This window comes from Micrococcus endophyticus, assembly GCF_014205115.1.
GTDB classification, from domain to species: domain Bacteria; phylum Actinomycetota; class Actinomycetes; order Actinomycetales; family Micrococcaceae; genus Micrococcus; species Micrococcus endophyticus.
Genome location: NZ_JACHMW010000001.1, coordinates 2,025,278 through 2,049,259 on the forward strand (window position 1 = coordinate 2,025,278; position 23,982 = coordinate 2,049,259).

Consider the following 23,982-nt stretch of genomic DNA (forward strand, 5'->3'; position numbering starts at 1 on the left):
GTGCCCGGCTGGTTAACTGGTGGGGACCATTCGGTGCGCGCGATCAGGAGCCTCCCGTGTCCCTCTCCCCGGACCCCGCCCGGCAGCTGCTCAGCGCCGGCACGCTCGAGCGCGAGCGGGGCCTGCGCCGCATGAAGGCCGTGGCCCTGGGCCTGCTCGTGGCGCTGGCCGTGGTGTTCGCCGTCGCCTTCCCGCTGCAGGACGTGCACCCCGTGTGGGGCTACGTGCGCGCCGCCGCGGAGGGCGGCATGGTGGGCGCCCTCGCCGACTGGTTCGCCGTGACGGCCCTGTTCCGCCACCCCATGGGGATCCCCGTGCCGCACACCGCGCTCATCCCCCGCAAGAAGGACCAGCTCGGCGCCGCGCTCACCGAGTTCGTGCAGGAGAACTTCCTGGACTCGGACGTGGCCCGGGAGAAGGTCGAGGGCCTCGAGGTGGCCGCGGCCGCCGGCGGCTGGCTGCGCCGCCCGGAGAACGCGGAGCGGGCCGCGCGCGAGGTGGCGACGGCGGCCCGGGGCGCCATGGCGGCCGCCGACGACGACGCCGTCCAGGAGCTGCTGCGCCAGCTCATGCAGCGGCACATGGTGGAGCCCGAGTGGTCCCCCACGCTCGCGGGCGTGCTCCAGGACGTGGTGTCCGGCCGGCACCACGAGCGGGTGGTGGACCTCGTGGTGGAGCACACCGGGGACTGGGTGGCCGACCACCCGGAGATGTTCGTGGAGACCGTGCGCCGCCGCTCCCCCGAGTGGAGCCCCGACCTCGTGGACCGGCTGCTCGCCGAGCGCCTGCACGCCGAGGCCCTCAAGTACCTCGCCGGGATCCGCGACGACCGTGGCCACGAGGCCCGCCGCGCCGTCGATGACTGGCTCACCCGCCTGTCCGCCGAGATGCGCGACGACCCGCACACCCGGGCCTCCGTGGAGCGGTTCAAGCACAGCCTGTTCGCGGACGAGCGGCTGCGTGCCTGGGCCGGCCGGGCGTGGACGTCCCTGCGGGACTCGCTGCTGGACGCCCTCGAGGACCCGGCCTCGGACCTGCACCGCGCCCTCGTGGCCGCGCTGCGCGACCTCGGCGCCCGCCTGCAGGAGGACCCCGTGCTCCGCGACCGCGTGGACGGGCACGCCCGCGCCGCCGCCGCGTACGCGCTGAGCACCTACGGCCCGGCGGTGACCGGGGTGATCGAGGAGACCGTGGCCCGCTGGGACGGGGACCAGACCGCGCGCACCCTCGAGCTGTTCGTGGGCAGGGACCTGCAGTACATCCGGATCAACGGCTCGATCGTCGGCGCCCTCGCGGGCCTGACGATCCACGCCGTCGCGACGCTGTTCCTCTGAAGCCGACCCGCCGGGCAACCCCACGCCACGCCCCACGCCCCCCAGGACGCGTTTCGGGTGAGTTGTCGGAGGTGAAAGCACCTCAGACCTCCGACAACCCACCCGAATTTCCCGGGACCCTCGGGCCGCCGTCGTACGCGCCGTCGGCCCCCCCGTCTCCTCACATGCAGATTCGGGTGAGTTGTCGGGGGTGGAAGGGCCCCACACCTCCGACAACCCACCCGAATCTCCTGAAGGTGGTCAGGCTGCGGCCGGGTCAGGCCGTGGGACGGGTCAGGCCTTGGCCGCGTCCTTCTTGTCGTCCCCGCCGGGCAGGGCACGGCGGATCGCGGTGAACACGCCGCCCTCGCCGTCGTCCTCCTGGGCCTGCCGCGCGGCGCCCTCGCGGATCTCGCCCGGGATCACGGTGGGCAGGGGGCCGAAGAGCTCCTGTGCGTTCTCCATCACGGCCTTGCCCATGGCCCGGTTGCCGACGCCGCCGATCACCGCGCCGACGCCGAACGGCACGGCGCGGCCCAGGAAGCCGGCGCCCTGGCGCACGAGCATCTTCTTCATGAAGGTCCGCTTGAGGCGGTCCATCACGAACGCGCTGATGCCGGCGCCGCCGCCGGTGCCCGCGGCCGAGCCCGCGAGCGCGTTGAGGCTCGCGTTGGGGTCGAAGGGCCGGCCGGCCTTGGCGGCGGCCTCGCGGAGGAGCTCCTTGGCGTCGTCGCCGAGCATGAGGGCCATCACCAGGGCCTCGGCGCGCTGGGGATCCTCCATGGTGATGCCGTGCAGCTCGGCGAGGGACTGGGCGTAGAGGGCGGTGGCCTCCATGAAGCCCACCGTGGCCGCCGCGGACAGGCCCAGGGCCGCCACGGTGCCGATGCCGGGGACGATCGCCGTGCCGCCCACGGCCGCGCCGGCGCCCGTCACGGCGTTGAGGTACTGCTGCCCCAGCCGCTCCGCGATCTGCTCGGCAGTGAGCTCCGGATTCTTCGCGGCCACGTTCTGGATGTGCTTCAGGACCAGCGGGCGCTGGATGTCCAGCACCTTGGACACGACCTTCTCGAAGCCCTCCGTGGGCTCCCCGTTCTCATCGAGTGCCGACTTCAGAGCGAAGTCCTTCACCTTCCCGGACGTGTACCGACCGATCATCGAGTTCTTTGCCATGCCGGTCAGGGTATCGGCAGGCCCGCGCCGCGGTCAGGAGTCGGGCGTCGCCGCGCGCAGGGAATGCTCGAGGAAGATGCGCACGTCACGGACCTCCTCCGGGCCGATGCCGTGCAGCACGCCGGGGTAGGTGCGCACGGTCAGGAGGGTGTGCTCCTCGGCCCACGCGCGGGTGTGGGCGACGGCGTCCGGATGGATCACAGGGTCCTCGACGTCCCGGCCCCAGAAGAAGGGCCGGGGGCCGGGCCCCTCGGGCGGGGAGTCGAGGACGGCGAGCAGCTCGTTGTCGACGGCGAAGCCGCTCAGCCCCACGCCGCACGCGAAGGCCTCGGGGCGCAGGCGGATGAGCGTGGTGGCCATGGCCATGCCCTGGGAGAAGCCGAGCACGGACACGGTGCGGAACCGCGCCTGCGCCACCTCCTCGGAGGCCAGCACGTCGAACACCCGGTGGGCGGCGGCCACCACCTGGGCGAAGTCGGACTGGAGCATCAGGTCGAGCAGGAACCAGCCGTGGGCGCCGGGGTCTCCGGGGCCCTCCGTGGCGGCGGCGTCGATCTCGAAGCCCCCGCGCACGGCCAGGCCGGTGCAGCGCTCGGGGAGCATGGGGAAGAACCGGTTCGCGGCCCTGACCTCGTTGGACCCGTAGCCGTGGAGCACCAGGACGAGGTCCGTGCCCGGGCGCTCCGCCGCGGGCCGGGACCACACCACCGGATGACCGGAACGGAGCGTCTCGATGGATGTCGTGGGCGGGGTCGGCATGGTTCCATCCTAGATATGCCCCGCCCCGCCCGCCCCGTGGCGCCGCCCTACGAGCGGTACGCGGACGCGCTCGCCGCGCTGCCCGCCGCGGACCGCTCCCGGTCGCTCGGCGTGTTGGACCTGGACGCGTTCCGGGCGAACGCCGCCGTCATGGCCGCCCGGGCGGCGGGCGTGCCGGTGCGTGTGGCCTCCAAGTCCCTGCGGATCCGCCGCGCCGTCGTCGAGGCCCTGGAGCAGCCCGGCTTCCGCGGGGTGATGGCGTACGCGCTGGCCGAGGCGCTGTGGTGGGCCGAGTCCGGGCAGCCGGACGTGCTCGTGGCCTACCCCACCGCGGACGAGGCCGCCCTGGACGCGCTGCTGCGCTCGCCGCGGGCCCGCGCGGCGGTGGTGCTCACGGTGGACTCGGCGGAGCACCTGCGCTGGATCGAGGACCGCGTCCGCGCCGCGGGCGTGCACCCCGGCCAGGGGGCCGCGGACCTGCCGCCGCTGCGGCTGTGCCTGGACGTGGACACGGCGTGGCGCCCGCTCGCCCGGCTGCGCGTGGGTGCCCTGCGCTCCCCCGTGCGCACCCCGGACCAGGCCCGGGAGCTCGCGGACCGGATCCTGCGGACGCCCGGGGTCCGGCTGAGCGGCGTGCTGGCCTACGAGGCCCAGGTGGCCGGGCTCCCCGACGCCTCCGGTCCGCGCGCCGCGGCCGTGCGCGTGGTGAAGTCCGGCTCGCGGCGGGACCTCGCCCGGCGGCGGCCGGCGATCGTGACGGCGGTGCGGCAGGCGGTCCGCGCGGCGGGTGCGGAGCTGGACTTCGTCAACGGCGGCGGCACCGGCTCGCTGGCCGAGACGGCGGCCGAGGGCGTGGTGACCGAGCTCGGCGCCGGCTCCGGCCTGCTGGCGCCCGCGAGCTTCGACGGCTTCCACGGCCTGGATCTGCGCCCGGCGGCGTCCTACGTTCGCCCCGTGGTGCGCCGGCCCGCACCGGACGTGGTCACGGTGGCCGGCGGCGGCTGGATCGCCTCGGGCGCGCCGGGCGCGGACCGGTGGCCCACGGTGGCCTGGCCCGCGGGGCTGCGGCTCACGCGGCAGGAGGGTGCCGGCGAGGTGCAGACGCCGCTGCACGGGCCGGGCGCCGCACGTCTCGCCCTCGGCGACCCGGTGTTCTTCCGCCATGCCAAGGGCGGCGAGCCGGCCGAGCACCTGGACGCCGTCGCCGTGTACAGCGCGCAGGCCGACGCGATCGTGGACCTCTGGCCCACGTACCGGGGCGAGGGGAGGATGTTCACGTGACCGCCTCGCCCTCCCCCGCCTCGCCGTCCCGCCGCGCCCTCGGGGCCCTGCGCGGCGCGGTCCCGCCGCCCCGCCTGGTGCGGCTGCCCCGCGCGGCCCGTGAGGGCGGTGCGGGGCGCGAGGGCGGCGCGGTCCGCGGCCACGACGACGGCGCCCCCGGCCCCGGCGCGGGCCGCCGGACCACCTGGTCCGGCTCGGCGTCCTGGGCCCCCGCCGAGACGGCCCGGCCGGGCTCCGTGGCGGAGGTGGCCGACGTCGTCAGGAGGGCCGCGGCGGCGGGACGGCGCGTGAAGCCGATCGGCGCCGGGCACTCGTTCAGCCCGATCGCCGTCACGGACGGCGTGCAGCTGGAGCTCGACGCCCTCAGCGGCCTCACGGGCGTGGACCGGGCCACCGGTCGGGTGCGCGTACTCGCGGGCACGCCCCTGCACCGGCTCGGCCCGCTGCTGGGGGCGCACGGGCTCGCGCTGGCGAACATGGGGGACATCGACCGGCAGAGCCTGGCCGGGGCGCTGAGCACCTCGACGCACGGCACCGGGCTGGGCTTCACCGGCTACGGCGGGATGGTCACGGGGCTGCGGCTCGTCACCGCGGACGGCGCGGTCCGATGGCTGGACGTGCGGACCGAGCCGGAGCTGTTCCAGGCCGCCCGGGTGGGCCTCGGCGCGCTCGGCGTGGTCGTGGAGGCCGAGATCCAGGCCGTGCCGGCGTTCCTGCTGCGGGCCGAGGAGCGGTCGGAGCCGCTGGAGGACGTCGTCGCCTCCTTCGTGGAGCGCTCCCGGGCCGCGGACCACCTCGAGTTCTACTGGTTCCCGGGCACGTCCGTGGCCCTCACCAAGGAGAACACCCGGCTGCCGCTGGGCTCGGGCCTGGACCCCGTGCCGCCGCTGCGCGCCGCCGTGATGGACCGGATCCTCGCCAACGGCCTCTACGAGGCGACGTGCCGCCTGGGCGCCCGCATGCCGCGGCTCGTGCCGGCGCTCAACGCGGCGGCCGCGCGCGGCGTGGACCGCCGCACCTACACGGACGTCTCCCACCGGGTGTTCGTGGCGGACCGCGCGGTGCGCTTCCGGGAGATGGAGTACGCGCTGCCACTCGAGCGCTTCACGGAGGCGTTCACCTGCCTGCGCGCGCTCCTGGCCGACCGCGCCCGCGGCGGGGACCCGGTCTCCTTCCCCGTGGAGGTCCGCACCGCGGCCGCCGACGACGTGTGGCTCTCCACCGCGCACGGCCGCGAGTCCGTGTACCTGGCCGTGCACCGCTACCACCGCGAGGACCCCACCGACTGCTTCCGCGCGGTCGAGGAGCTGTTCCTGGGCCTAGACGGGCGCCCGCACTGGGGCAAGGAGCACACCCGCGACGCCGCGTGGGCCGCCGAGGCCTACCCCCGGTTCGGGGACTTCCTGGCCCAGCGCGACGCCGTCGACCCGGGCCGGGTCTTCGCCAACGACCACCTGAACCGCGTGCTGGGAGCCTGAGGGGCGCCCCGCCGCGGGACGACGACGGCCCCCGGCCCGGCGTCATGCCGAGTCAGGGGCCGTTCGCTGTGGGCCCTGCGGGGATCGAACCCGCGACCGGCGGAGTCTAGGGTCTAGGTTCTGGGGCGCCCCACCGGCCCTGTTGTCCGCATGATTCCGCCGATTCTGGGCGGCCCGAGCCGCCTTCCCATCCGGGCCAATCCGCCTGTTTCTGAACGTTTCCGCTGGGTAGACGCTGGGCCGTTCGCGGGTCTACGGCGGTCGATGCGTCAGACATGCCAAGCCCCCGCCCCCGGTCACTCCTCCAGTCGGGATAGTAGGAGCTCCTCGTTCTGGAACAGAACTCCCTTGAAACCCAGCTGCTCCAACCGCTCCAATCGCCCTCTACACACCTCTAAAAGTCCGCCGAGGTCACTGTCCAGGCTTTCCAAGGAGGGGCCCTCCGTCCCGGCGGAGGGAATTCCATTCACATAGAGGGCCGCCACCTTTAAACTCGATATCGAGGTCTCAGCAAGCCTCTTAATTCCCCTCTTCGTCTCGGGGTTCATCTTGGAAAGTTCCTCGGGGCTGATTGAACGGTAGGTTAGAACCACCTCGAGAACAGTCATCACTATTTTGATTGCATGACTCACCGCCCGCGATCCAGCAGTACCCGCTCCTGCCAGGGATCGAGCCGCGCTGAGTGACCCCACAGCCTCACCAACCAGCTCGCCAAACTCCTCGCTAGCGCGACCCTTGCGAGGAGGACCCTGGAGAGCGTCAGCGAGAGCCTGCATGGCAGAAGCGGCCGGGGTAAGCAGTTCATACATCTTCACTCGATAGGACCGCTCACTCTCCTGGAGGGCGATGTCCTTTGCTTCGACAGCGATTGCATTGGCTTTTCGAGCTTCATTCCGAGCATCCCCGGCGATTGAGTTTGCATCCACCTGCCTTCTATTAGAAAGGCGCAATGCCACTATTGAAAGAATGAGAGCTAAGAAAGACACAACTACGGCAGCACCCTCCCAAATGGAGGATATTGCAGATGCTTCAGGCGCCGCCTGACCTATAAAAACTACCAAGATTTAGCCCCTTGACCCCGGATGGGCATTCCAGGCCCCACCCTGCCCGGCAACCATGCTCGGCCGCCTATATCTTCTGGACGCCCATGATGCCGCAGACATCTACGGCTGTGCGCTGGATAGGTGGACCTGCGGAAGCCATACCGGGGGAAGGACGCCCCGCTCCCGGGCCGCAGGCGATCCTCTCCCGACCTCCCGTGGGCACGACGACGCCCCGCCTCCCGGGAAGGGAAACGGGGCGTGCGTGGGGCCGTCAGGGGTCAGGGCTCCCGGCAGAGCTGGGCCAGGACGCGGCGGTCCTCAGCTGAGAGCTTGGGCGGGGGCGCGGACGCCAGGAGGGCCGCCTCCCGGGCGTCAGCCTCAGCGAGCATCGCGGCTATGTTGAGGTCCAGGCTGTCGGACACGCGCGCGGCGCTGGAGGCCCAGCGGAAAACCGCGGAGGTGCTGGTGGCAGCCCGGGAGGGCACGGTGCCGGCGAACGCGCGGCGTCATCGCCAGGTGCTGGGCTGCGTGGCTGATATTCCTGGGTACAGCATTGGCGCTCATCGTCAGCCTGGCGGCCTTCCTCAAATGAGGCGATAACGTCGGCAGCCGTAGTCACTCCGCCGGGTCTCCGCTTGCAGGTCCCCGCTGGGTAGGAGGCGTTCGCGGATAACCAGACGGCCCCCGGCTCGGAATATTCCCGAGTCAGGGGCCGTTCCCGGTGGGCCCTGCGGGGATCGAACCCGCGACCGGCGGATTAAAAGTCCGATGCTCTGCCAGCTGAGCTAAAGGCCCTCGCCCGCGGCCGACGACGGCGGCGCTCGGCCCCGGCGGCGACCCTCACGGGCACCCTTCGATGGTAGCCGACCCGGCGGGGGCACTACCGTGGACCGGGCCGTCCGCCGTCGCCGTCGGCCCCCGCCCCGCCGAGCCCCCGAGAGGAGCCGTCCGCCCATGGCCCGACACCGCCAGACCACCGGCCGCGGCGCCAGCTCGAGCGCCTCCGGCCTGGTGCGCCCGCACCGGCCGCGCCTGTCCGAGCCGGACGAGCTCGCGCGCTTCGCCGGCGGCGAGGACCCGCAGGAGGTGGCCGCGGCCGCTTCCCGGCTCGCCCACGCCCTCGTGGCAGGCGGCCGCGCCGAGGAGGACCCCGAGGTGGTGGAGCGGCTCGTGGGGCTCGTCCGCGAGCTGGGCGTGGAGACCCTCGCCGAGCTGTGGGCGGACGCCCCGCCCGTGTCCCTCGCCGGCGCCCTCTGGCGGCTCTACGCGCTCCAGGAGGCCACGGCCCGCGACGGCGAGCGCTGGGCCGCCTGGTACCGCGCCGGGCACGCCGCGCACGCGGCCCGCGCGGTGGCCGGGGCCGTGGAGCCGCCCGGGCCCGACGAGCTGCGCCGTCTCACGGACACCATCCTCACGGGCGCGTACCGCTCCGAGATCGACGTCGCCTTCGAGCGCGCGGGCGCCTACGGGCGCGTCGTGGCCCTGGGCCAGGTCGAGCACGCCGCGGCCGCCGAGGCCGCCGACCCCGCCCTCGCCGCCGGACTCACCCGCCGCGCGGCCCGGCTCGTCTCCACCTCCGAGGCCCTGGAGGAGGCGGCTCGAGCGTTCCGGAACGGATCGCTAGACTGATCCGTGACGGCGTCGGGCCGCTGGTAACCCCGGGCTCCAACATTCAGCCGCTGCGAGCGGCCTTCCGCCGAGAGGCGTTCCCGGTCCGGCGTCGTCGTCGCCCCTCCCCGCACCCGCCGATCGAGAGAGCCGCCGTCCCATGTCCCCCCGGATGCCCTGGCTGGTCACGCGCGACACCCCAGCGCTGCGCCACATCGTGGACCTCGCGGAGGCGCTGCGCCGCTCCGTGCACCTCGTGGCCCAGGTGGCCGGCGCCCGCGGGCCGGAGGCCGACCGGACCGCCCGCGAGCTCGAGGACCTCGACGCCGCCTCCACGGCCTCCCTCATGTCCTTCCTCACCGCGCTGCGCAGCGCCTACGTGACTCCCCTGCCCCGCCAGGACCTCTACCGACTGGCCGGCGGCGTGCACGCCGCCACCCAGCGCGTGGTCTCCGCCGGCGTGCTCATCCAGCGCGCGGACCTCGAGCACCTGCCCGCGCACGCGCTCGACGTCCTGGAGACCGTCGGCCGCCAGGCCGAGCTCCTGGGCCGCTCCACCACCGAGCTGCGCGACCTCGACGCCCTCGAGGCCACGTGGATGCAGCTGCTGCGCGCCTCCCGCCGCACCGAACGGATCATGGTCCAGTGGCTCGCCGACCTCGGCATGGACCTGCTGCAGCGCGACTTCAACCGTCAGCGCGAGGTGGCCTGGGCCCTGCAGTCGGCCCTCGAGGCCCTCGGCCGCGTCAACACCGACCTGGGCATGGTGCTGGTCCGTGAGTCCTGAGCCGGGCGGCGCCCCGTGACGCCCGGACTCGCCGTCGTCGCCCTCCTGCTGTGCGCCCTGGCCGCCATGACGGGGTTCCGGGACGCCCCCAACGCCGTCGCGCTGCCCGTGCGCTTCCGCGCCCTCACGCCCCGCCTCGCACTGGTGATGACCGCCCTGATCAACGCGGTGGGCGCCCTGCTGGGCATCGGCCTGATCACGCTGAGCGTGCACTACTTCACCTCGCCCGCAGTGCGTGGCGACGTCGGCCCGCTCGCCGTGGGCGTGACGGCCGTGGTCGCCGTCCTGTGGGGCCTGCTGCTGTGGTGGCGCCGGCTGCCCGGCTCCACCACCCACGCGGTGCTCTCCGCGCTGGCCGGCGCCCACCTGGCCGTGCAGCTGAGCCTGCACGACGACCTCGCCGGCTCCATCCTCGAGAGCGTCCGCGTGGAGGTGGTGCTCAGCCTGCTGCTCTCCCCCGTGATCGCGTGGGGCCTGGCCCGCCTGCTCACCGGGCCGGTGGTGCAGGTGGCGACGACGGGCACCACCGTCAACGTCCAGCGCCGGGCCCGCATCGCCCTCGCGGTGTCTGCCGGCGCCATGGCCATGGGCCACGGCCTGCAGGCCGGCCAGCGGGTGGGCGTGCTGTGGGCCGCCGTGCTGCTGGGCTCCGGGGCCGCGCTCTCCCCGGACGCGCTGACGGCCGAGTTCGTGGTCGTCTCCGTCCTCTTCGCCCTCGCGATCGCCCTGGGCACGCTGGGCGGCGCGTGGCGCATCGCCTGGACCCTCACCGAGCGCCTCGTGCGCCTGGACCCGCTGCGGGCGTCCGTGGCCGCCGTCGTCCCCGCCGGCCTGCTGTTCGTGGGCTCGCTCGTGCTGCACCTGCCGCTGTCCTCCACGCACACGGCGACGGCGGCCATCGTGGGCGCCGGCCAGACGCAGACCTACGCCTCCGTGCGCTGGCCCACCGTGCTGCGCGTGGGCGGCTGGTGGCTGCTCACCCCGGTGGTGTGCGCCGCCCTCGGCCTGCTGGGCACCCTGGCCCTGCTGCCCCTGGCCTGAGGCCCCCGCAGACGCCGCGACCCCGCCCGGCGCGCGGCCGGACGGGGTCGGGGGACGGACGGGACGGCTCAGCCGAAGCGGCCGGAGACGTAGTCCTCGGTCTGCTGGTTCGAGGGGTTGTTGAAGATGACGTTGGTGTCGTCGAACTCGATCAGCTTGCCGGGCTGGCCGATGCCCTGGATGTTGAAGAACGCGGTCTTGTCCGCCACGCGCGCGGCCTGCTGCATGTTGTGCGTGACGATGATGACCGTGTACTGCTCCTTGAGCTCGTTGATCAGGTCCTCGACCGCCAGGGTGGAGATCGGGTCCAGGGCGGAGCAGGGCTCGTCCATGAGGATCACGTCTGGGGAGACGGCCACGGAGCGGGCGATGCACAGGCGCTGCTGCTGGCCGCCGGACAGGCCGGAGCCGGGCTTGTCCAGGCGGTCCTTGACCTCGTTCCAGAGGTTGGCGCCGCGCAGGGACTTCTCCACGATCTCGTCCGCGCGGGAGCGGGAGAGGCGGGTGCCGTTGAGCTTGTAGCCGGCGAGCACGTTGTCCCGGATGGACATGGTGGGGAACGGGTTGGGGCGCTGGAAGACCATGCCGATCTGCGAGCGGACCGTCACCGGGTCCACGCCGGGGCCGTAGACGTCCTCGCCGTCGAGCAGGAGCTGGCCCTCCACGTGGGCGCCCGGGAGCACCTCGTGCATGCGGTTGATGGCGCGCAGGAAGGTGGTCTTGCCGCAGCCGGAGGGACCGATGAACGCGGTCACGGTGCGGGGGGCGATGTCGATGTTGACGCCCTCGACGGCCTTGAACTTGCCGTAGTAGACGTCGACGTCCTTGGCCTGGATGCGCTTGGACATGCTGTCCTCTTTCTGGGGATCGCTGGGGAGCGGGAGTCTGGGTGGGCGGGGGCGGCCGGCCCGGACGACGCCGGGCCGGCCGGCCGTCACCGTCCGGTCTTGGGGGCGAACGCCTTGGCGATGACGCGGGCGAGCAGGTTCAGGGCCATCACGATGAGGATCAGGACCAGGGCCGCCGACCAGGCGCGGGCCATGGAGGGGTCCGCTGCGGTCGGGGAGGTGGGGGACACGATCTGACGGTAGATGTACACCGGCAGGGCGGTCATCCAGTTGTCGAAGGCGTTCCAGTTCGTGGTCATGGCGTAGCCGGCGGTCACGAGGATCGGCGCGGTCTCGCCGGTCACGCGTGCGATGGCCAGCGTGACGCCCGAGGCGATGCCGGAGATGGCCGTGGGCAGCACCACCTTGAAGATGGTGCGCCACTTGCGCACGCCCAGGGCGTACGAGCCCTCGCGCAGCTCGTTCGGCACCACGCGGAGCATCTCCTCGGTGGAGCGGACCACCACGGGGATCATCAGCACGGTGAGCGCGACGGCGGCGGTGAAGCCCATCTTGACCGCCTGGAGGGCCGCCGGGCCGGGGCCCATGATGAGCTCGAGCAGCACGGTCATCGCCGCGTAGGCGAACAGGCCGGCCACGATGGAGGGGATGCCGGTCATCACGTCCACGAAGAAGGTGATGGCACGGGACAGCCAGCCGTCGCGGCCGTACTCCACGAGGTAGATGGAGGCGAGCATGCCGATCGGCACGGCGATCAGCGTCGCGATGATCGTGATCACGAGGGTGCCGATCAGGGCGTGGGCGAAGCCGCCGGGCAGCCCGCCGGCGGGCGATCCCGCCTGGTCGTAGGCCGCGTCGGTGGCGCCGGTGACGCCGTCCATATCGTTCCACAGGACCTGCGGGTTGGAGAGCAGCGTGGGACCGCCGCCCTCGAGCACGGTCCAGATCACGGAGACCAGGGGCACCAGCGCGATGAGGAACGCGGTCCACACGAGGTTCTTCCACAGCCCGTCCGAGGCGCGGCGGCGGTTCTCCATCACGCGGGTCACGAGGTACATGCCGGCGATGTAGAGGACGCCGGCGAGCACCACGAAGCGGGCGAGGGAGAAGTCCTCGGAGAACGGGGCCGCCCCGCTGAGGAGGGCCTCGATGCCGAGGCCGAGCAGGACCGCCGCGGCGGCGATGGCCATCCACACCCAGTCGGGCTTCTGCCCGGCCGTGAGGGAGTTCTGGCGGTGCTTCGACGGCGGGGTGTCCTGGCGCGTCGAGACGTCGTCGATTGCGGTGCTCATCAGTTGGCCCCCGAGAATTCCTTGTGCTTGTTCACGATCCAGCGCGCCGTCATGTTGACCACCAGGGTGATGACGAACAGCATGAGGCCGGCCGCGATCAGCTCGTTGAGCCGGATGCCGTAGGCCTCCGGGAAGTTCAGCGCGATCTCCGACGGGATGGTGGCGTTGCGGCCCTCCTCGATGAGGGACAGGCTGAACCCGCCGGCCGAGAGGACCAGGGTGACGGCCATGGTCTCGCCGAGGGCGCGGCCCAGGCCGAGCATGACCGAGGAGACGATGCCCGCCCGCGCGAACGGGAAGACGGTCATCTTGATCATCTCCCAGCGGGTGGCGCCGAGGCCGAGCGCGGCCTCCTCGTGCAGCTTCGGGGTCTGCCGGAAGATCTCACGGCAGAGGGCCGTGATGATCGGCAGGATCATCACGGCCAGCACCACGCCGGAGGTCATGATCACGCGGCCGGTGCCGGTGACCGGGCCGCCGAAGAACGGGATGAAGCCCAGGTACTCGTTGAGCCACTGGTAGATCGGCACCATGACCGGGGCGAGGGTGAGCCAGCCCCAGATGCCGTAGATCACGGACGGGATGGCGGCCAGCAGGTCGATCACGTAGCCCACGGGCTGGGCGATCTTCGGCGGCGCGTAGTGCGAGATGAACAGCGCGACGCCGACGGCCACGGGCGTGGCCAGCAGCAGTGCGATGACCGCCGCCATGATCGTGCCGGCCATGAGCGGCCAGACGTACTGGAAGAAGGTGTCTGCGGACTTCAGCGGCGTGCCGTAGGCGTCCGGGAACAGCGCCGGCAGCGAGCGGACCACGAGGAAGATCGCCACGAAGGCGAGGGTCAGCAGGATCAGGACGCCTGCGGCCAGCGACAGGCCGGAGAAGACCTTGTCGCCGGCGGCGCCACCCCGGGAGGACTTGAGCGTGGTGGCGCGGGGAGGCGCTTCGGTGGCTGGTGAGGTCACGGTGACTTCCCTCGTGGTCGGTGCAGTGGGGATGTCCGCGGCGGCGCCGCGGAGGGGGGCCGCCGTTCAGGCCGACGGCCGCCGGTCCCGTGCGGGACCGGCGGCCGGGGCCGTCGCGGCGGTTCCGCCGTCAGCAGACGGGGATCAGCCGGCGGTGATGGCCTCGATGCGCTCCACGGCGGCATCGCGGGTCTCGGCGCCGATCGGGGCGTTGCCCGCGGCCTCCTCGGCGGCCTTCTGGCCGTCCTCGGACACGACGTAGGAGGCGAACGCCTTCACCTGGTCGGCGGTCTCCTGGTTCTGGTACTGGTTGCAGTAGATGTGGTACGAGACCAGCACGACCGGGTAGACGCCGGCCTCGGTGGTGGCGCGGTCGAGCTCGATCGAGCCGTCCTCGTTCTGCTCGGAGGCGGAGACGGTCTTCGCGGCGGCGTCGGAGGAGTACGGCACGTACTCCTCGCCGACCTTCACGGCCACGGTGCCGAGCTCGCCCACGGCGGAGGCGTCCGCGTAGGTGATGGCGCCGTCGGTCTGGGCGGCCTGGCCGACCACGCCGCGGGTGCCCTGGGCGGACTCGGCGGTGATCTCGGAGGGCCAGGTCTCGACCTCGTCGTACTTCCAGGCGTCGCCGGCGGCCTCGGTGAGGTAGGCGGTGAAGTTCTCGGTGGTGCCCGAGTCGTCCGAGCGGTGCACGACGGTGATCGCGGTGTCGGGCAGCTCGACGCCCTCGTTCTGCTGCGCGATGGCCGGGTCGTTCCAGGTGGTGATCTCCTTGGAGAAGACCTTGGCGATGGTCTCGGCGTCCATCTTGACCTCGTCCACGCCCTCGAGGTTGAAGGCGACGGCGATCGGGGAGATGTAGGCCGGCACGTGGAAGGCGCCGTTGTCGCCGCAGATCTGCTTGGCCTGCTCGGCCTCATCCTCCTTGAGGGCGGCGTCGGAGCCGGCGAAGGAGAACGCGCCGCCGAGGAAGCCCTCGCGGCCGGCGCCGGAGCCGTCCGGCGAGTACTGCACGGTCAGCTCGGGGGCCACGGACTTCACGCCGTCGGCCCACGCGGTCATCGCGGACTCCTGCGAGGAGGCGCCGCCGCCGATCAGGGTGCCGCTGGCGGTGCCGCCCTCGGACGAGCCGGAGGAGGCGTTGCCGCCGTCGTTGCCGCCGCAGGCGGTCAGGGCGAGTGCGGCCACGGACAGGAGCGCGGCGGAGCGGCCGAAGCGGAGAGCCTTCACGGAGAGCCTCTTTCAGTCAGACGACGTGGGTGGGGCAGGGCGTCCGGTGAGCCCGGAGCTGCGACGTTCCCGACGCTAGGGGGCGGAGGTGAATCGAATGTCCGGCCCGGATGAACAGACGGTGAACGGGCCCGGCATTCCGGGCGTCGAGCGGTGTCGCGGGTCACAATGGCAGGCTGGGGCCGCCCCAGGGGCCCGCTCGGCGGGGCCTTGTCCAGCCGCCGACGGGACGACGGCGCCACGGCGAGGGCAGCGGCGCGGCCCGCGGCTAGGCTGGCCGCATGTCGGACCGCTTCGCCACCGCCACCGGGACGGTGCCCGTGGTGGCTCCGGAGTCCCGGGGCGCGCGCCTGCGCCGCTTCCTGCGCCGCCGCTCCCGCGCCGGGTGGTCCCGCGTGCGCTCCTCCGTGCCCCACGCCGCCCTCATTGCCGTGTGCGCCGTGGGCGCCTACTGGTTCGCCGAGACCGTGCTGGGCCACCACCAGCCGCTCTTCGCCTCCACGGCCCTGCTGATCGCGTTGGGCTTCCAGCGCGAGCCGAAGCTGCGCAAGGTGGCCGAGGTGGCGGTGGGCTGCACGGTGGGCATCCTCATCGGCGACCTGCTTCTGGCGGCACTGGGGCGCGGGCTCTGGCAGGCCACCGTGGTGGTGTTCATCTCCGTGATGGTGGCGCGCTTCCTGGACTCCGGGGCCACCTTCACCATGCAGATGTCCCTGCAGTCCGTGCTCGTGGTGCTGCTGCCCGCCGCCCAGGGCGGGCCGTTCGCCCGCAGCGCCGACGCCCTCGTGGGCGGACTGCTGGCCCTCGTGGTCACCTTCCTCTCGCCGCAGGACGTGCGCCGCGGCACGGCACGGCACCTGGAGGGCCTCTACGACTCGATGGCCACCGTCCTGCGGGACCTCTCCCGCGCCCTGCGCCAGGAGGACTCCCGCACGGCGTGGATGGCGCTCGTGGCGTGCCGCGGCACGCAGGGGACGCTCGAGTCGATCCGCGCGGAGCTGGAGATGGCCCAGGAGCAGGCCACCTTCAACCCGCTCCAGCGCAGGTCACGGTCCTTCGTGTCCGACGCGGCGAACGCCGCCGACCGCTCGGACCTGGCCGTGCGCTCCCTGCGGATCGTGGCCCGGCGCGTGGTCTCGGTCCTGGACGAGGGAGCGTTCGACGACGACCACCGCGAGCGCCTCGCGGCCTGGTTCGACGACGCCGCGGACGCCGTCGGGATCCTGCACCGCTCCCTCGTGGAGCCGCAGGCCGAGGGCCGCCACCGCTCCCTGTCCGTGGCGCGGGACGCGCTGGGGGCCTCGGCCTCCCGACTGGACCCGCGCGAGCTGGGCGGCGGCTCGCTGCACGGCGAGGCGCTCGTGATGCTGCTGCGGCCCATGATGGTGGACCTCCTGGAGGCCACCGGCGCCCCGCACGACGAGGCGCGCGCCTACCTGCCGCGCGTCTGAGCCCGACGGCGGCGCTCCACGTCCTCACCCCGGCCCGCCGTATCCCGTCCGGCCTGGCTCCTAGAGTGGGCGCATGGCCACCAAGACCGCCGCGAAGCGCGCCCCCGGATACCGCTGCACCGAGTGCGGCTGGACCACCGTGAAGTGGGTGGGCCGCTGCGGGGAGTGCCAGGCGTGGGGAACCGTGGAGGAGGTCGGGCTGACGTCCACCACGGGCCGCACCCGGGCCGCCACGGTGGCGGAGGTGGCCCCGCGCATCGCGGACGTGGACGCCACGCTCGCCTCGTTCCGCTCCACGGGCGTGCGCGAGCTGGACCGGGTGCTCGGCGGCGGCCTGGTGCCCGGCGCGGTGATCCTGCTGGCCGGCGAGCCGGGCATCGGCAAGTCCACGCTGCTGCTGGACGTGGCGGCGCAGACGGCGCGCGGCGCGGGCGGGGGCGGGCCGCGCTCGGTCCTGTACCTCACGGGCGAGGAGTCCGCGGCGCAGGTGCGCTCCCGCGCGGACCGGATCGGGGCGATCGCGGACACCCTGCGCCTCACCGCCGAGACGGACCTGGGCCGGGCGCTCGGGCAGATCGAGCGGACGGACCCGGAGCTGGTGATCGTGGACTCCGTGCAGACCCTGCAGTCCACCGAGGTGGACGGGATCGCCGGCGGCGTGAGCCAGGTGCGGGAGGTGGCGGCCAGCCTCATCCGCACGGCCAAGGAGAAGGGCATCACCACCGTGCTGGTGGGCCACGTGACCAAGGACGGCACCATCGCCGGCCCGCGCCTGCTCGAGCACCTCGTGGACGTGGTCTGCCAGTTCGAGGGGGACCGCCACTCGCGGCTGCGCCTGGTGCGCGCCGTGAAGAACCGGTTCGGCCCCACGGACGAGGTGGGCTGCTTCGACCTGCGTGAGGACGGCATCGAGTCCCTCGACGACCCCTCGGGCCTGTTCCTGTCCGGCGTGGCCGAGCCCGTGGAGGGCACGTGCGTGACCGTGACCCTCGAGGGGCGGCGTCCGCTCGTGGCCGAGGTGCAGTCCCTGCTGACGCCCTCGGCGGGCGGCGGTCCGCGCCGCACCGTCTCCGGCGTGGACGCGGCGCGCGTGAACATGCTGCTGGCGGTGCTGCAGCGCCGGGCCCGCTTCGCCCTGGCCCAGGACGACTGCTACGTGGCCACCGTGGGCGGGGTGCGGCTGTCCGAGCCGGCCTCGGACCTCGCGGTGGCCGTGGCGGTGGCCTCCGCCAAGCTCGCGGCCCCCGTGCCGCAGGGGATGATCGCGGTGGGCGAGCTCGGCCTGGCCGGGGAGGTGCGCCCCGTGCCGGGCATCGGCCGGCGGGTGCGCGAGGCCGCCCGGCTCGGCTTCACCCGGGCGCTGGTCCCCCGCTCCCCCGAGCCTCTCGGGGACGTCCCCGCCGGGTTCACGGTGGCCCAGGTCGGCTCCATCGGCGAGGCCCTCGCCACGATCCCCACGTGGACGGGGGCCGGCGCGGGCGCCTGACCGCGGTCCGCGCCTCTGCGCCCGAGGCACGGCCGGGCGCCCGTGCGCCCGGCGAGCGGTCAGCGCGAGGGCGAGGCCGACGGCGTGGCCGGAGTCGAGGCCGCGGGCGACCCGGAGGCCGGGGCGGGCGAGGAGGCGGCGGACGCCGAGCCCGACGGCGCGGCGGGTGAGGAGACGGCGGGCGAGGAGGCGGCGGGCGCCGAGCCCGTCGCGGACGGGGAGGCCGGCGTCGAGGGCGCGGGCGAACCGGACGCCGGGGCGCCCGAGGAGGCGCCGTCCCAGGCACCCGGGGCCGCCTCCTCCTGGATCCGCAGGGCGACCGGCCGGGAGGTCTGCTCCCCCAGGGTGACGGTCAGCAGGTGCGGGCCCGCCGTGGCGAGCGCTCCGGGGGTGCCGCAGTCCTCGTTCGAGGCGTGCCCGGACCACCGGTACACGGCCGTGAGCTCCTCGTGCGGGGTCAGCACCCGCTCCGAGGACGTCGGGTCCGCCTGGCAGACGCGCGTGGAGAACACGTCGTCCCCCTCGGCGGTGCGCACCGTGAACTCCTGCCGGGCCGTGCCCACGTCCGCCCGGCACGGGCTCGAGGAGAGGTTCGTGACGCTCAGGCGCAGCACCGCCTCCTCGCCGCGCAGGTACTGGGCCTTGTCCGCCGAGGCCACGAGGCGCAGGTCGGAGGGCTGGCACTCGGCCGCGTCCTCGAGGGCCACCGTGGGCGAGGCCGCGCCGGGCGTGGCGCCGGACGGCGGCGCCGGCGAGGGCGAGTGCACCGGGGTGGGGGGCGCCGAGACGCTCGGCTCCGCGTCGTCCCCGGAGAGCGCGCCCATGCCCAGGCGGATGAGCGACCACAGGCCCCAGCCCACCAGGAGCAGGAGGACCAGCGCGAGCAGGGCGGCCACGAGCCGCCGGCGGCGGTAGACGGCGGCGGACGGCTTCGGCCCGGGGGAAGACGGACGAGACGGCATGCCCTCCAGGGTAGGCGGCCCGCCCTACAGTGGACGCCATGCCTGTGCCCGAGACCGCCGTCCCGCCCTCCGTGGACGTGCCCCGCCTGCACGACGCGGTGCTGGACTGGTTCGCCGTGCACGCCCGGGACCTGCCGTGGCGCAGCCCGGACTGCCCGCCGTGGGGCGTGCTCGTCTCCGAGATCATGCTCCAGCAGACCCCCGTGGTGCGGGTGCTGCCGCGCTGGCACGCGTGGCTCGAGCGTTGGCCGACCCCCGCCGACCTCGCCGCCGCCCCCACGGCGGACGTGCTCACGGCGTGGGACCGGCTGGGCTATCCGCGGCGCGCGCTGCGCCTGCAGGAGGCCGCCCGGGCGATCGTGGAGCGGCACGGCGGGGAGGTCCCGGCCGACCCGTCGGCCCTGCGCGCCCTGCCCGGGATCGGCGAGTACACGGCGGCGGCCGTCTCCAGCTTCGCGTTCGGGCTGCCGGAGACCGTGGTGGACACGAACGTGCGCCGCGTGATCGCCCGCGCGGTGGGCGGGCAGGCCCTGCCGGGGCGCAGCCTCACCCGCGCGGAGATGCGCCGCGCCCACGCCCTCATGCCGGAGGACCCCGACCGCGCCCAGGCGTGGAACGCCGGCGTCATGGAGCTCGGGGCGCTGGTCTGCACCGCCCGCTCCCCGGCGTGCGAGCGCTGCCCGCTCGCCGACGCGTGCGCCTGGGTGGCCGCGGGCTCCCCGCCGCCGGAGCAGGCGCCGCGCGGCCAGGCGTGGGCCGGCACGGACCGGCAGGTGCGCGGGGCCGTGATGGCCGCGGTGCGCGAGCACGGGCGGGTGGCCGGGGACGGGCTGCGCGCCGTCGTCGTGGCCGGTGGGCGCCTGGGGGCGCACCGCCCCGGGGACGCGCAGTGGGAGCGGTGCGTGGCCGGGCTGCTGGCGGACGGCCTGCTGGCCCGGGACGACGACGGCGCCTTCGCCTTCCCGTCCTGAGCCCGGCCCCGGCGGGGACCGGCGGAGTGGCGTTGAGGCGCGGCGGTGAGGACCGGCGGGCGACGCGCCCGCTCCGGGCGTCCCGGCGTCAGAGGGTGCGGATCATGCGGGTGTTGCCGAGGGTGTTCGGCTTGACCCGGGCGAGGTCGAGGAACTCGGCCACGCCCTCGTCCGTGGAGCGCAGCAGCTCGGCGTAGACCTCGGGGTCCACGGCGGACTGGTCCGCCATCACGGCGAACCCGTGCCGGCGGAAGAACTCCACCTCGAAGGTCAGGCAGAACACCCGCTCGACGCCCACGACCCGGGCGCGCCTGAGCAGCTCCTCGAGGATCAGGTGCCCGACGCCGGCGCCCCGGTGGTCCCGGGAGACGGCGAGGGTGCGGACCTCGGCGATGTCCTGCCACATCACGTGGAGGGCGCCGAAGCCGGCGAGGGAGCCGTCCGCGTCCTCGGCGACCACGAACTCCTGGATGGCCTCGTAGAAGGCCACCGCCTCCTTCTGGAGCAGCACGCGCTCCTGGGCCAGCGGCTCCACGAGCGCGCGGATGGCCGGGACGTCCCCCGTCCGCGCGGAGCGCAGGGTGATCTGGCGGTCGGCAGGCATGGGGCCCAGTCTAGGCCCGCCCTCCCCGGGTCCGGACAGACGGGAGCCCCCGTCCCGGCGGACCGGGCGGGGGCTCCCGCGGCTCGACGGCAGGCTCAGGCCTGCTGCTCGCCCTCGTTCTTCTCACCGGACAGGAACTTCTCCTGGGCGCCGTCGACACCCTTGTTCACGGTGTCGGCGTGCTCGCCCAGCTTGTCGCCGTGCTGCTCCTGAGCGCCGTCCACGGCCTCGTTGATCTTGTCCGAGTGCTGGTTTGCGAGGTTGTTCAGGTCACCGATTCCCATAGGACAGGTCTCCTTCTTCTCGGGGCTGCGCGCCCGCCCCGGTCGATGCCGGGAGGGGTGATGCAGGACCACGTCGAGCGGTCACGGACCACCCTGGCACTGTCAGAGCTCTCTGGGAAGGGTCACGCTCCGCTGTTCGCCGGACGCGGACGGGGCGGGCTTGCCGGCCCCTCCGGTCCGGCGACCGTCCGGCGCGAGTCCGGCTCAGTGATCCAGGGACTCAGCGGTCCTTGGAGAGGCCGTCCTTGATGCCGGCGGCGGCGTCCTTGACCTTGTCCCCCGCGTTCTGCACGGCGTCCTTGGCGCCGGCGGCGGTGGACTCGGTCTTGCCCTCGGCGCGCAGGCGGTCGTCGCCGGTGGCCTTGCCCAGGCCCTCCTTGGCGTCGCCCTTGAGCTTGTCGAACTTGTTGCCCATGTCGGCCATGATGCACTCCTTCGCTCGTCTCCTCGGCGGTCCCGCCCCGATGGCGGGGGCCCGGATGGTCCCCCAGTCAACGAGCGCCGGATCCACCGGTCAAGGGGTCGACGCCGCCGGCGGCCGCGGGCCCTGCGCCCGTCGGGGCGCGCCCGGACCCCTCCCCGGCGGGGACGACGACGGCCCGCCGCCTCCTCCCGGCGGGAGGGGACGGCGGGCCGTCGGGCGGCCGCGGCGCGGCGGCCTGCGCGGGTCAGGCGGAGCGGTCGGCCTCCACCGTCTCGCCGGAGCCGGGCTCGAGCTCGGGCAGCTCGGCGCCCTCGAGCGCCTCGCGGCCGCCGCTGAACCCGAAGGTCAGCTCGGCGCCCTCGCCCTCGCCCGTGGCGTCCACGGTGATGAGGGAGCCGGCCGGGATCTCGCCGAAGAGGATCTTCTCGGAGAGCTGGTCCTCCACCATCTGCTGGATGGTGCGGCGCAGCGGGCGGGCGCCCATGGCCGGATCGTAGCCGCGGTCCGCGAGCAGGTCCTTGGCCGCCTGGGTGAGCTCGATGGACAGGTCCTGCTCCGCCAGGCGCTTGCCGAGGCGGGAGACGAACAGGTCCACGATCTCCACGATCTCGTGCTTCTGCAGCTGCGGGAACACGATCACGTCGTCCACACGGTTGAGGAACTCGGGGCGGAAGTGCTGGCGCAGCTCCTCCTTGACCTTGCCCTTCATCCGCTCGTACCCGGTGGTGGTGTCCGTGGCCGACTGGAAGCCGGTCATGACGCCCTTGGAGATGTCCCGGGTGCCGAGGTTCGTGGTCATGATGATCACGGTGTTCTTGAAGTCCACCACGCGGCCCTGCGAGTCGGTCAGGCGACCGTCCTCGAGGATCTGCAGCAGGGAGTTGAAGAGGTCCTGATGGGCCTTCTCCACCTCGTCGAACAGCACCACGGAGAACGGACGGCGGCGGACCTTCTCGGTGAGCTGGCCGCCCTCCTCGTAGCCCACGTAGCCGGGAGGGGCGCCGAACAGGCGCGAGACGGTGTGCTTCTCCTGGAACTCGGACATGTCCAGGGTGATCAGCGCGTCCTCGTCCCCGAAGAGGAACTCCGCGAGGGACTTGGCCAGCTCCGTCTTTCCGACGCCGGTGGGGCCGGCGAAGATGAACGACCCCGAGGGGCGGTTCGGGTCCTTCAGGCCGGCGCGGGTGCGGCGGATGGCACGGGACAGGGACTTGATGGCCTCGTCCTGGCCGATGACGCGCTTGTGGAGCTCGTCCTCCATGGTGCGCAGGCGGTCCGTCTCCTCCTCGGTGAGCTTGAACACCGGGATGCCGGTGGACTTGGAGAGCACCTCGGCGATGAGCTCCTCGTCCACGGTGGCGACGTCGGAGTCCGCGCCGGTGCGCCAGGCCTGCTCCTTCTGGCGGCGCTCGTCCTCGAGCTGCTGCTCCTGGTCCCGCAGGCGGGCGGCGCCTTCGAAGTCCTGGCCGTCGATGGCGGCCTCCTTCTGGGTGCGGACCTCCGCGATCCGAGACTCGTAGGCCTTGATCTCCGGCGGCACGGTCATGCGGCGGATGCGCAGGCGCGCGCCGGCCTCGTCGATCAGGTCGATGGCCTTGTCCGGCAGGTGCCGGTCCGAGACGTAGCGGTCCGCGAGGGTGGCGGCGGCCTTGAGGGCGCCGTCGGTGATGGACACCCTGTGGTGGGCCTCGTAGCGGTCCCGCAGGCCGCGCAGGATCTCCGTGGCGTCCTCGACGGACGGCTCGGGCACCTGGATCGGCTGGAAGCGGCGCTCGAGCGCGGCGTCCTTCTCGATGTGCTTGCGGTACTCATCCAGCGTGGTGGCGCCGATGGTCTGCAGCTCGCCGCGGGCCAGCATCGGCTTGAGGATGCTGGCGGCGTCGATCGCGCCCTCGGCGGCGCCGGCGCCGACCAGGGTGTGGATCTCGTCGATGAACAGGATGATGTCCCCGCGCGTGCGGATCTCCTTGAGCACCTTCTTCAGGCGCTCCTCGAAGTCACCGCGGTAGCGGGAGCCCGCCACGAGGGAGCCGAGGTCCAGCGAGTAGAGCTGCTTGTCCTTGAGCGTCTCCGGGACGTCGCCGCGGTCGATCGCCTGGGCCAGGCCCTCGACGACGGCGGTCTTGCCCACGCCCGGCTCGCCGATGAGCACGGGGTTGTTCTTGGTGCGGCGGGAGAGCACCTGCATGACGCGCTCCATCTCGCCGGCGCGGCCGATGACCGGGTCCAGCTTGCCGTCGTGCGCGGCCGCGGTGAGGTTGCGGCCGAACTGGTCCAGCACCACCGAGCCCGCGTTCTGGCCGGACTCGCCGCCCTGGCCGACGCCGGCTCCGGCGGTCTCCTTGCCGCCCTGGGCGCCGCCCTGGTAGCCGGAGAGCAGCTGGATGACCGTCTGGCGCACCCGATTCAGGTCCGCGCCGAGCTTCACGAGCACCTGGGCGGCGACGCCCTCGCCCTCGCGGATCAGGCCGAGCAGGATGTGCTCGGTGCCGATGTAGTTGTGGCCGAGCTGCAGCGCCTCGCGCAGGGACAGCTCGAGCACCTTCTTGGCGCGCGGGGTGAAGGGGATGTGGCCGGGCGGGTTCTGCTGGCCCTGGCCGATGTCCTCCTGGACCTTCTCGCGCACGGCGCCCAGGGAGATGTCCATGGACTCGAGGGCCTTGGCGGCGACGCCCTCGCCCTCGTGGATCAGGCCGAGCAGGATGTGCTCGGTGCCGATGTAGCTGTGGTTGAGCATGCGCGCCTCTTCCTGGGCGAGCACCACCACGCGCCGGGCACGGTCGGTGAATCTCTCAAACATGGGCACACTCCTTGCGTACGGTCGTGACCGAGACTACGCACCGCTCCGCCCGTGCCGCGCGGCTGTTCGCCGCTGGGAGAAGCGGCCCGGTCGCCGTCGTCACGGGTCCGGAACGCCGCCGGGGGACGCCGATTCCTCGGCGTCCCCCGGCGTGCGCGCTCAGGCGTGCGGCGCGCGTGTGC

Annotated in this window: 22 protein-coding genes and 1 tRNA gene; 9 read left to right on the top strand and 14 right to left on the bottom strand. The window is 73.5% G+C overall.

Annotated elements, in window-relative coordinates; translation table 11 throughout:
• The first annotated feature begins 56 nt into the window (after positions 1–56).
• Positions 57–1,334, top strand: a complete 1,278-nt coding sequence (locus HDA33_RS09230) for a DUF445 family protein (protein WP_184172710.1) — start codon at positions 57–59, stop codon at positions 1,332–1,334.
• A gap of 273 nt (positions 1,335–1,607) precedes the next feature.
• Here the strand turns inward: HDA33_RS09230 and HDA33_RS09235 are convergent, their stop codons facing one another.
• Positions 1,608–2,486, bottom strand: coding sequence for a hypothetical protein (locus tag HDA33_RS09235; RefSeq protein WP_184172712.1), 879 nt, complete (start codon positions 2,484–2,486; stop codon positions 1,608–1,610).
• A 33-nt stretch (positions 2,487–2,519) separates the two neighbouring features.
• Positions 2,520–3,245: an alpha/beta hydrolase gene (locus HDA33_RS09240; RefSeq protein WP_184172714.1), complete on the bottom strand. Its 726-nt coding sequence runs from the start codon at positions 3,243–3,245 to the stop codon at positions 2,520–2,522.
• Between the two features lie 15 nt (positions 3,246–3,260).
• On the opposite strand from HDA33_RS09240, the gene HDA33_RS09245 reads away from it, so the two are divergent.
• A complete protein-coding gene (locus tag HDA33_RS09245) occupies positions 3,261–4,526 on the top strand; it encodes an alanine racemase (RefSeq protein ID WP_184172716.1) in 1,266 nt (421 codons plus the stop codon).
• On the top strand, positions 4,523–6,004 hold the full coding sequence (locus HDA33_RS09250; protein ID WP_338104318.1) for a D-arabinono-1,4-lactone oxidase: 1,482 nt from the start codon (positions 4,523–4,525) through the stop codon (positions 6,002–6,004). Before HDA33_RS09245 ends, HDA33_RS09250 begins: the two co-directional genes overlap by 4 nt.
• 296 nt (positions 6,005–6,300) lie before the next feature.
• On the opposite strand, the gene HDA33_RS09255 is transcribed toward HDA33_RS09250, so the two are convergent.
• From HDA33_RS09255 to HDA33_RS09265, 3 genes are all read right to left on the bottom strand, one after another.
• Positions 6,301–7,065, bottom strand: a complete 765-nt coding sequence (locus tag HDA33_RS09255) for a hypothetical protein (protein WP_184172718.1) — start codon at positions 7,063–7,065, stop codon at positions 6,301–6,303.
• Positions 7,066–7,325: 260 nt separating this feature from the next.
• On the bottom strand, positions 7,326–7,469 hold the full coding sequence (locus tag HDA33_RS09260; protein WP_184172720.1) for a hypothetical protein: 144 nt from the start codon (positions 7,467–7,469) through the stop codon (positions 7,326–7,328).
• 300 nt (positions 7,470–7,769) lie between these two features.
• A tRNA-Lys gene (locus HDA33_RS09265) sits at positions 7,770–7,842 on the bottom strand.
• Positions 7,843–8,001: 159 nt separating this feature from the next.
• On the opposite strand from HDA33_RS09265, the gene HDA33_RS09270 reads away from it, so the two are divergent.
• The 3 genes from HDA33_RS09270 (at position 8,002) to HDA33_RS09280 (ending at position 10,483) form a co-directional block, all read left to right on the top strand.
• Positions 8,002–8,676 (top strand): hypothetical protein, encoded by a 675-nt coding sequence (locus tag HDA33_RS09270; protein ID WP_184172722.1) that lies wholly within the window; start codon positions 8,002–8,004, stop codon positions 8,674–8,676.
• A 151-nt stretch (positions 8,677–8,827) separates the two neighbouring features.
• Entirely contained in the window at positions 8,828–9,442 is a 615-nt protein-coding gene (locus tag HDA33_RS09275) for a hypothetical protein (RefSeq protein ID WP_246416928.1), read from the top strand.
• Between the two features lie 15 nt (positions 9,443–9,457).
• Positions 9,458–10,483 (top strand): inorganic phosphate transporter, encoded by a 1,026-nt coding sequence (locus HDA33_RS09280; protein WP_184172726.1) that lies wholly within the window; start codon positions 9,458–9,460, stop codon positions 10,481–10,483.
• Positions 10,484–10,551: 68 nt separating this feature from the next.
• Here the strand turns inward: HDA33_RS09280 and pstB are convergent, their stop codons facing one another.
• From pstB to HDA33_RS09300, 4 genes are all read right to left on the bottom strand, one after another.
• Positions 10,552–11,331 carry a phosphate ABC transporter ATP-binding protein PstB gene (gene pstB / locus HDA33_RS09285; protein WP_017488948.1) on the bottom strand — a complete coding sequence of 260 codons (780 nt, stop codon included), beginning with the start codon at positions 11,329–11,331 and terminating at the stop codon, positions 10,552–10,554.
• Between the two features lie 86 nt (positions 11,332–11,417).
• Positions 11,418–12,623: a phosphate ABC transporter permease PstA gene (gene pstA / locus HDA33_RS09290; RefSeq protein ID WP_184172728.1), complete on the bottom strand. Its 1,206-nt coding sequence runs from the start codon at positions 12,621–12,623 to the stop codon at positions 11,418–11,420.
• Positions 12,623–13,588: a phosphate ABC transporter permease subunit PstC gene (gene pstC, locus HDA33_RS09295; protein WP_017488946.1), complete on the bottom strand. Its 966-nt coding sequence runs from the start codon at positions 13,586–13,588 to the stop codon at positions 12,623–12,625. Before pstC ends, pstA begins: the two co-directional genes overlap by 1 nt.
• Before the next feature lie 144 nt (positions 13,589–13,732).
• Positions 13,733–14,818 (bottom strand): substrate-binding domain-containing protein, encoded by a 1,086-nt coding sequence (locus HDA33_RS09300; RefSeq protein WP_184172730.1) that lies wholly within the window; start codon positions 14,816–14,818, stop codon positions 13,733–13,735.
• A 281-nt stretch (positions 14,819–15,099) separates the two neighbouring features.
• Here HDA33_RS09300 and HDA33_RS09305 point away from each other — a divergent pair, with 281 nt between their 5' ends.
• Positions 15,100–16,269 (top strand): FUSC family protein, encoded by a 1,170-nt coding sequence (locus tag HDA33_RS09305; RefSeq protein WP_184172732.1) that lies wholly within the window; start codon positions 15,100–15,102, stop codon positions 16,267–16,269.
• A 73-nt stretch (positions 16,270–16,342) separates the two neighbouring features.
• Positions 16,343–17,755, top strand: coding sequence for a DNA repair protein RadA (gene radA / locus HDA33_RS09310; RefSeq protein ID WP_158493648.1), 1,413 nt, complete (start codon positions 16,343–16,345; stop codon positions 17,753–17,755).
• A 59-nt stretch (positions 17,756–17,814) separates the two neighbouring features.
• Here the strand turns inward: radA and HDA33_RS09315 are convergent, their stop codons facing one another.
• The gene (locus HDA33_RS09315; protein WP_184172734.1) at positions 17,815–18,717 is read right to left on the bottom strand and encodes a hypothetical protein; all 903 of its coding nucleotides are present in this window, start codon (positions 18,715–18,717) and stop codon (positions 17,815–17,817) included.
• A 38-nt stretch (positions 18,718–18,755) separates the two neighbouring features.
• On the opposite strand from HDA33_RS09315, the gene HDA33_RS09320 reads away from it, so the two are divergent.
• Entirely contained in the window at positions 18,756–19,688 is a 933-nt protein-coding gene (locus tag HDA33_RS09320) for an HhH-GPD family protein (protein ID WP_184172736.1), read from the top strand.
• 88 nt (positions 19,689–19,776) lie between these two features.
• Here the strand turns inward: HDA33_RS09320 and HDA33_RS09325 are convergent, their stop codons facing one another.
• The 4 genes from HDA33_RS09325 to HDA33_RS09340 form a co-directional block, all read right to left on the bottom strand.
• Complete coding sequence (locus HDA33_RS09325) at positions 19,777–20,292, bottom strand: amino-acid N-acetyltransferase (RefSeq protein ID WP_158493651.1); 516 nt, start codon at positions 20,290–20,292, stop codon at positions 19,777–19,779.
• 95 nt (positions 20,293–20,387) lie between these two features.
• On the bottom strand, positions 20,388–20,576 hold the full coding sequence (locus HDA33_RS09330; protein WP_158491924.1) for an Rv0909 family putative TA system antitoxin: 189 nt from the start codon (positions 20,574–20,576) through the stop codon (positions 20,388–20,390).
• A 220-nt stretch (positions 20,577–20,796) separates the two neighbouring features.
• Positions 20,797–21,000 carry a CsbD family protein gene (locus HDA33_RS09335; protein ID WP_158493652.1) on the bottom strand — a complete coding sequence of 68 codons (204 nt, stop codon included), beginning with the start codon at positions 20,998–21,000 and terminating at the stop codon, positions 20,797–20,799.
• 244 nt (positions 21,001–21,244) lie between these two features.
• Complete coding sequence (locus tag HDA33_RS09340; RefSeq protein ID WP_184172738.1) at positions 21,245–23,800, bottom strand: ATP-dependent Clp protease ATP-binding subunit; 2,556 nt, start codon at positions 23,798–23,800, stop codon at positions 21,245–21,247.
• Positions 23,801–23,982 lie beyond the last annotated feature (182 nt).

Coding starts and splice junctions, on each gene's coding strand:
- HDA33_RS09235 (WP_184172712.1), bottom strand. CDS start 2,486: ATGGCAAAGAACTCGATGATCGGTCGGTACACGTCCGGGAAGGTGAAG.
- HDA33_RS09240 (WP_184172714.1), bottom strand. CDS start 3,245: ATGCCGACCCCGCCCACGACATCCATCGAGACGCTCCGTTCCGGTCAT.
- HDA33_RS09245 (WP_184172716.1), top strand. CDS start 3,261: ATGCCCCGCCCCGCCCGCCCCGTGGCGCCGCCCTACGAGCGGTACGCG.
- HDA33_RS09270 (WP_184172722.1), top strand. CDS start 8,002: ATGGCCCGACACCGCCAGACCACCGGCCGCGGCGCCAGCTCGAGCGCC.
- HDA33_RS09275 (WP_246416928.1), top strand. CDS start 8,828: ATGCCCTGGCTGGTCACGCGCGACACCCCAGCGCTGCGCCACATCGTG.
- pstB (WP_017488948.1), bottom strand. CDS start 11,331: ATGTCCAAGCGCATCCAGGCCAAGGACGTCGACGTCTACTACGGCAAG.
- pstA (WP_184172728.1), bottom strand. CDS start 12,623: ATGAGCACCGCAATCGACGACGTCTCGACGCGCCAGGACACCCCGCCG.
- HDA33_RS09305 (WP_184172732.1), top strand. CDS start 15,100: ATGTCGGACCGCTTCGCCACCGCCACCGGGACGGTGCCCGTGGTGGCT.
- radA (WP_158493648.1), top strand. CDS start 16,343: ATGGCCACCAAGACCGCCGCGAAGCGCGCCCCCGGATACCGCTGCACC.
- HDA33_RS09315 (WP_184172734.1), bottom strand. CDS start 18,717: ATGCCGTCTCGTCCGTCTTCCCCCGGGCCGAAGCCGTCCGCCGCCGTC.
- HDA33_RS09320 (WP_184172736.1), top strand. CDS start 18,756: ATGCCTGTGCCCGAGACCGCCGTCCCGCCCTCCGTGGACGTGCCCCGC.
- HDA33_RS09325 (WP_158493651.1), bottom strand. CDS start 20,292: ATGCCTGCCGACCGCCAGATCACCCTGCGCTCCGCGCGGACGGGGGAC.
- HDA33_RS09330 (WP_158491924.1), bottom strand. CDS start 20,576: ATGGGAATCGGTGACCTGAACAACCTCGCAAACCAGCACTCGGACAAG.
- HDA33_RS09335 (WP_158493652.1), bottom strand. CDS start 21,000: ATGGCCGACATGGGCAACAAGTTCGACAAGCTCAAGGGCGACGCCAAG.
- HDA33_RS09340 (WP_184172738.1), bottom strand. CDS start 23,800: ATGTTTGAGAGATTCACCGACCGTGCCCGGCGCGTGGTGGTGCTCGCC.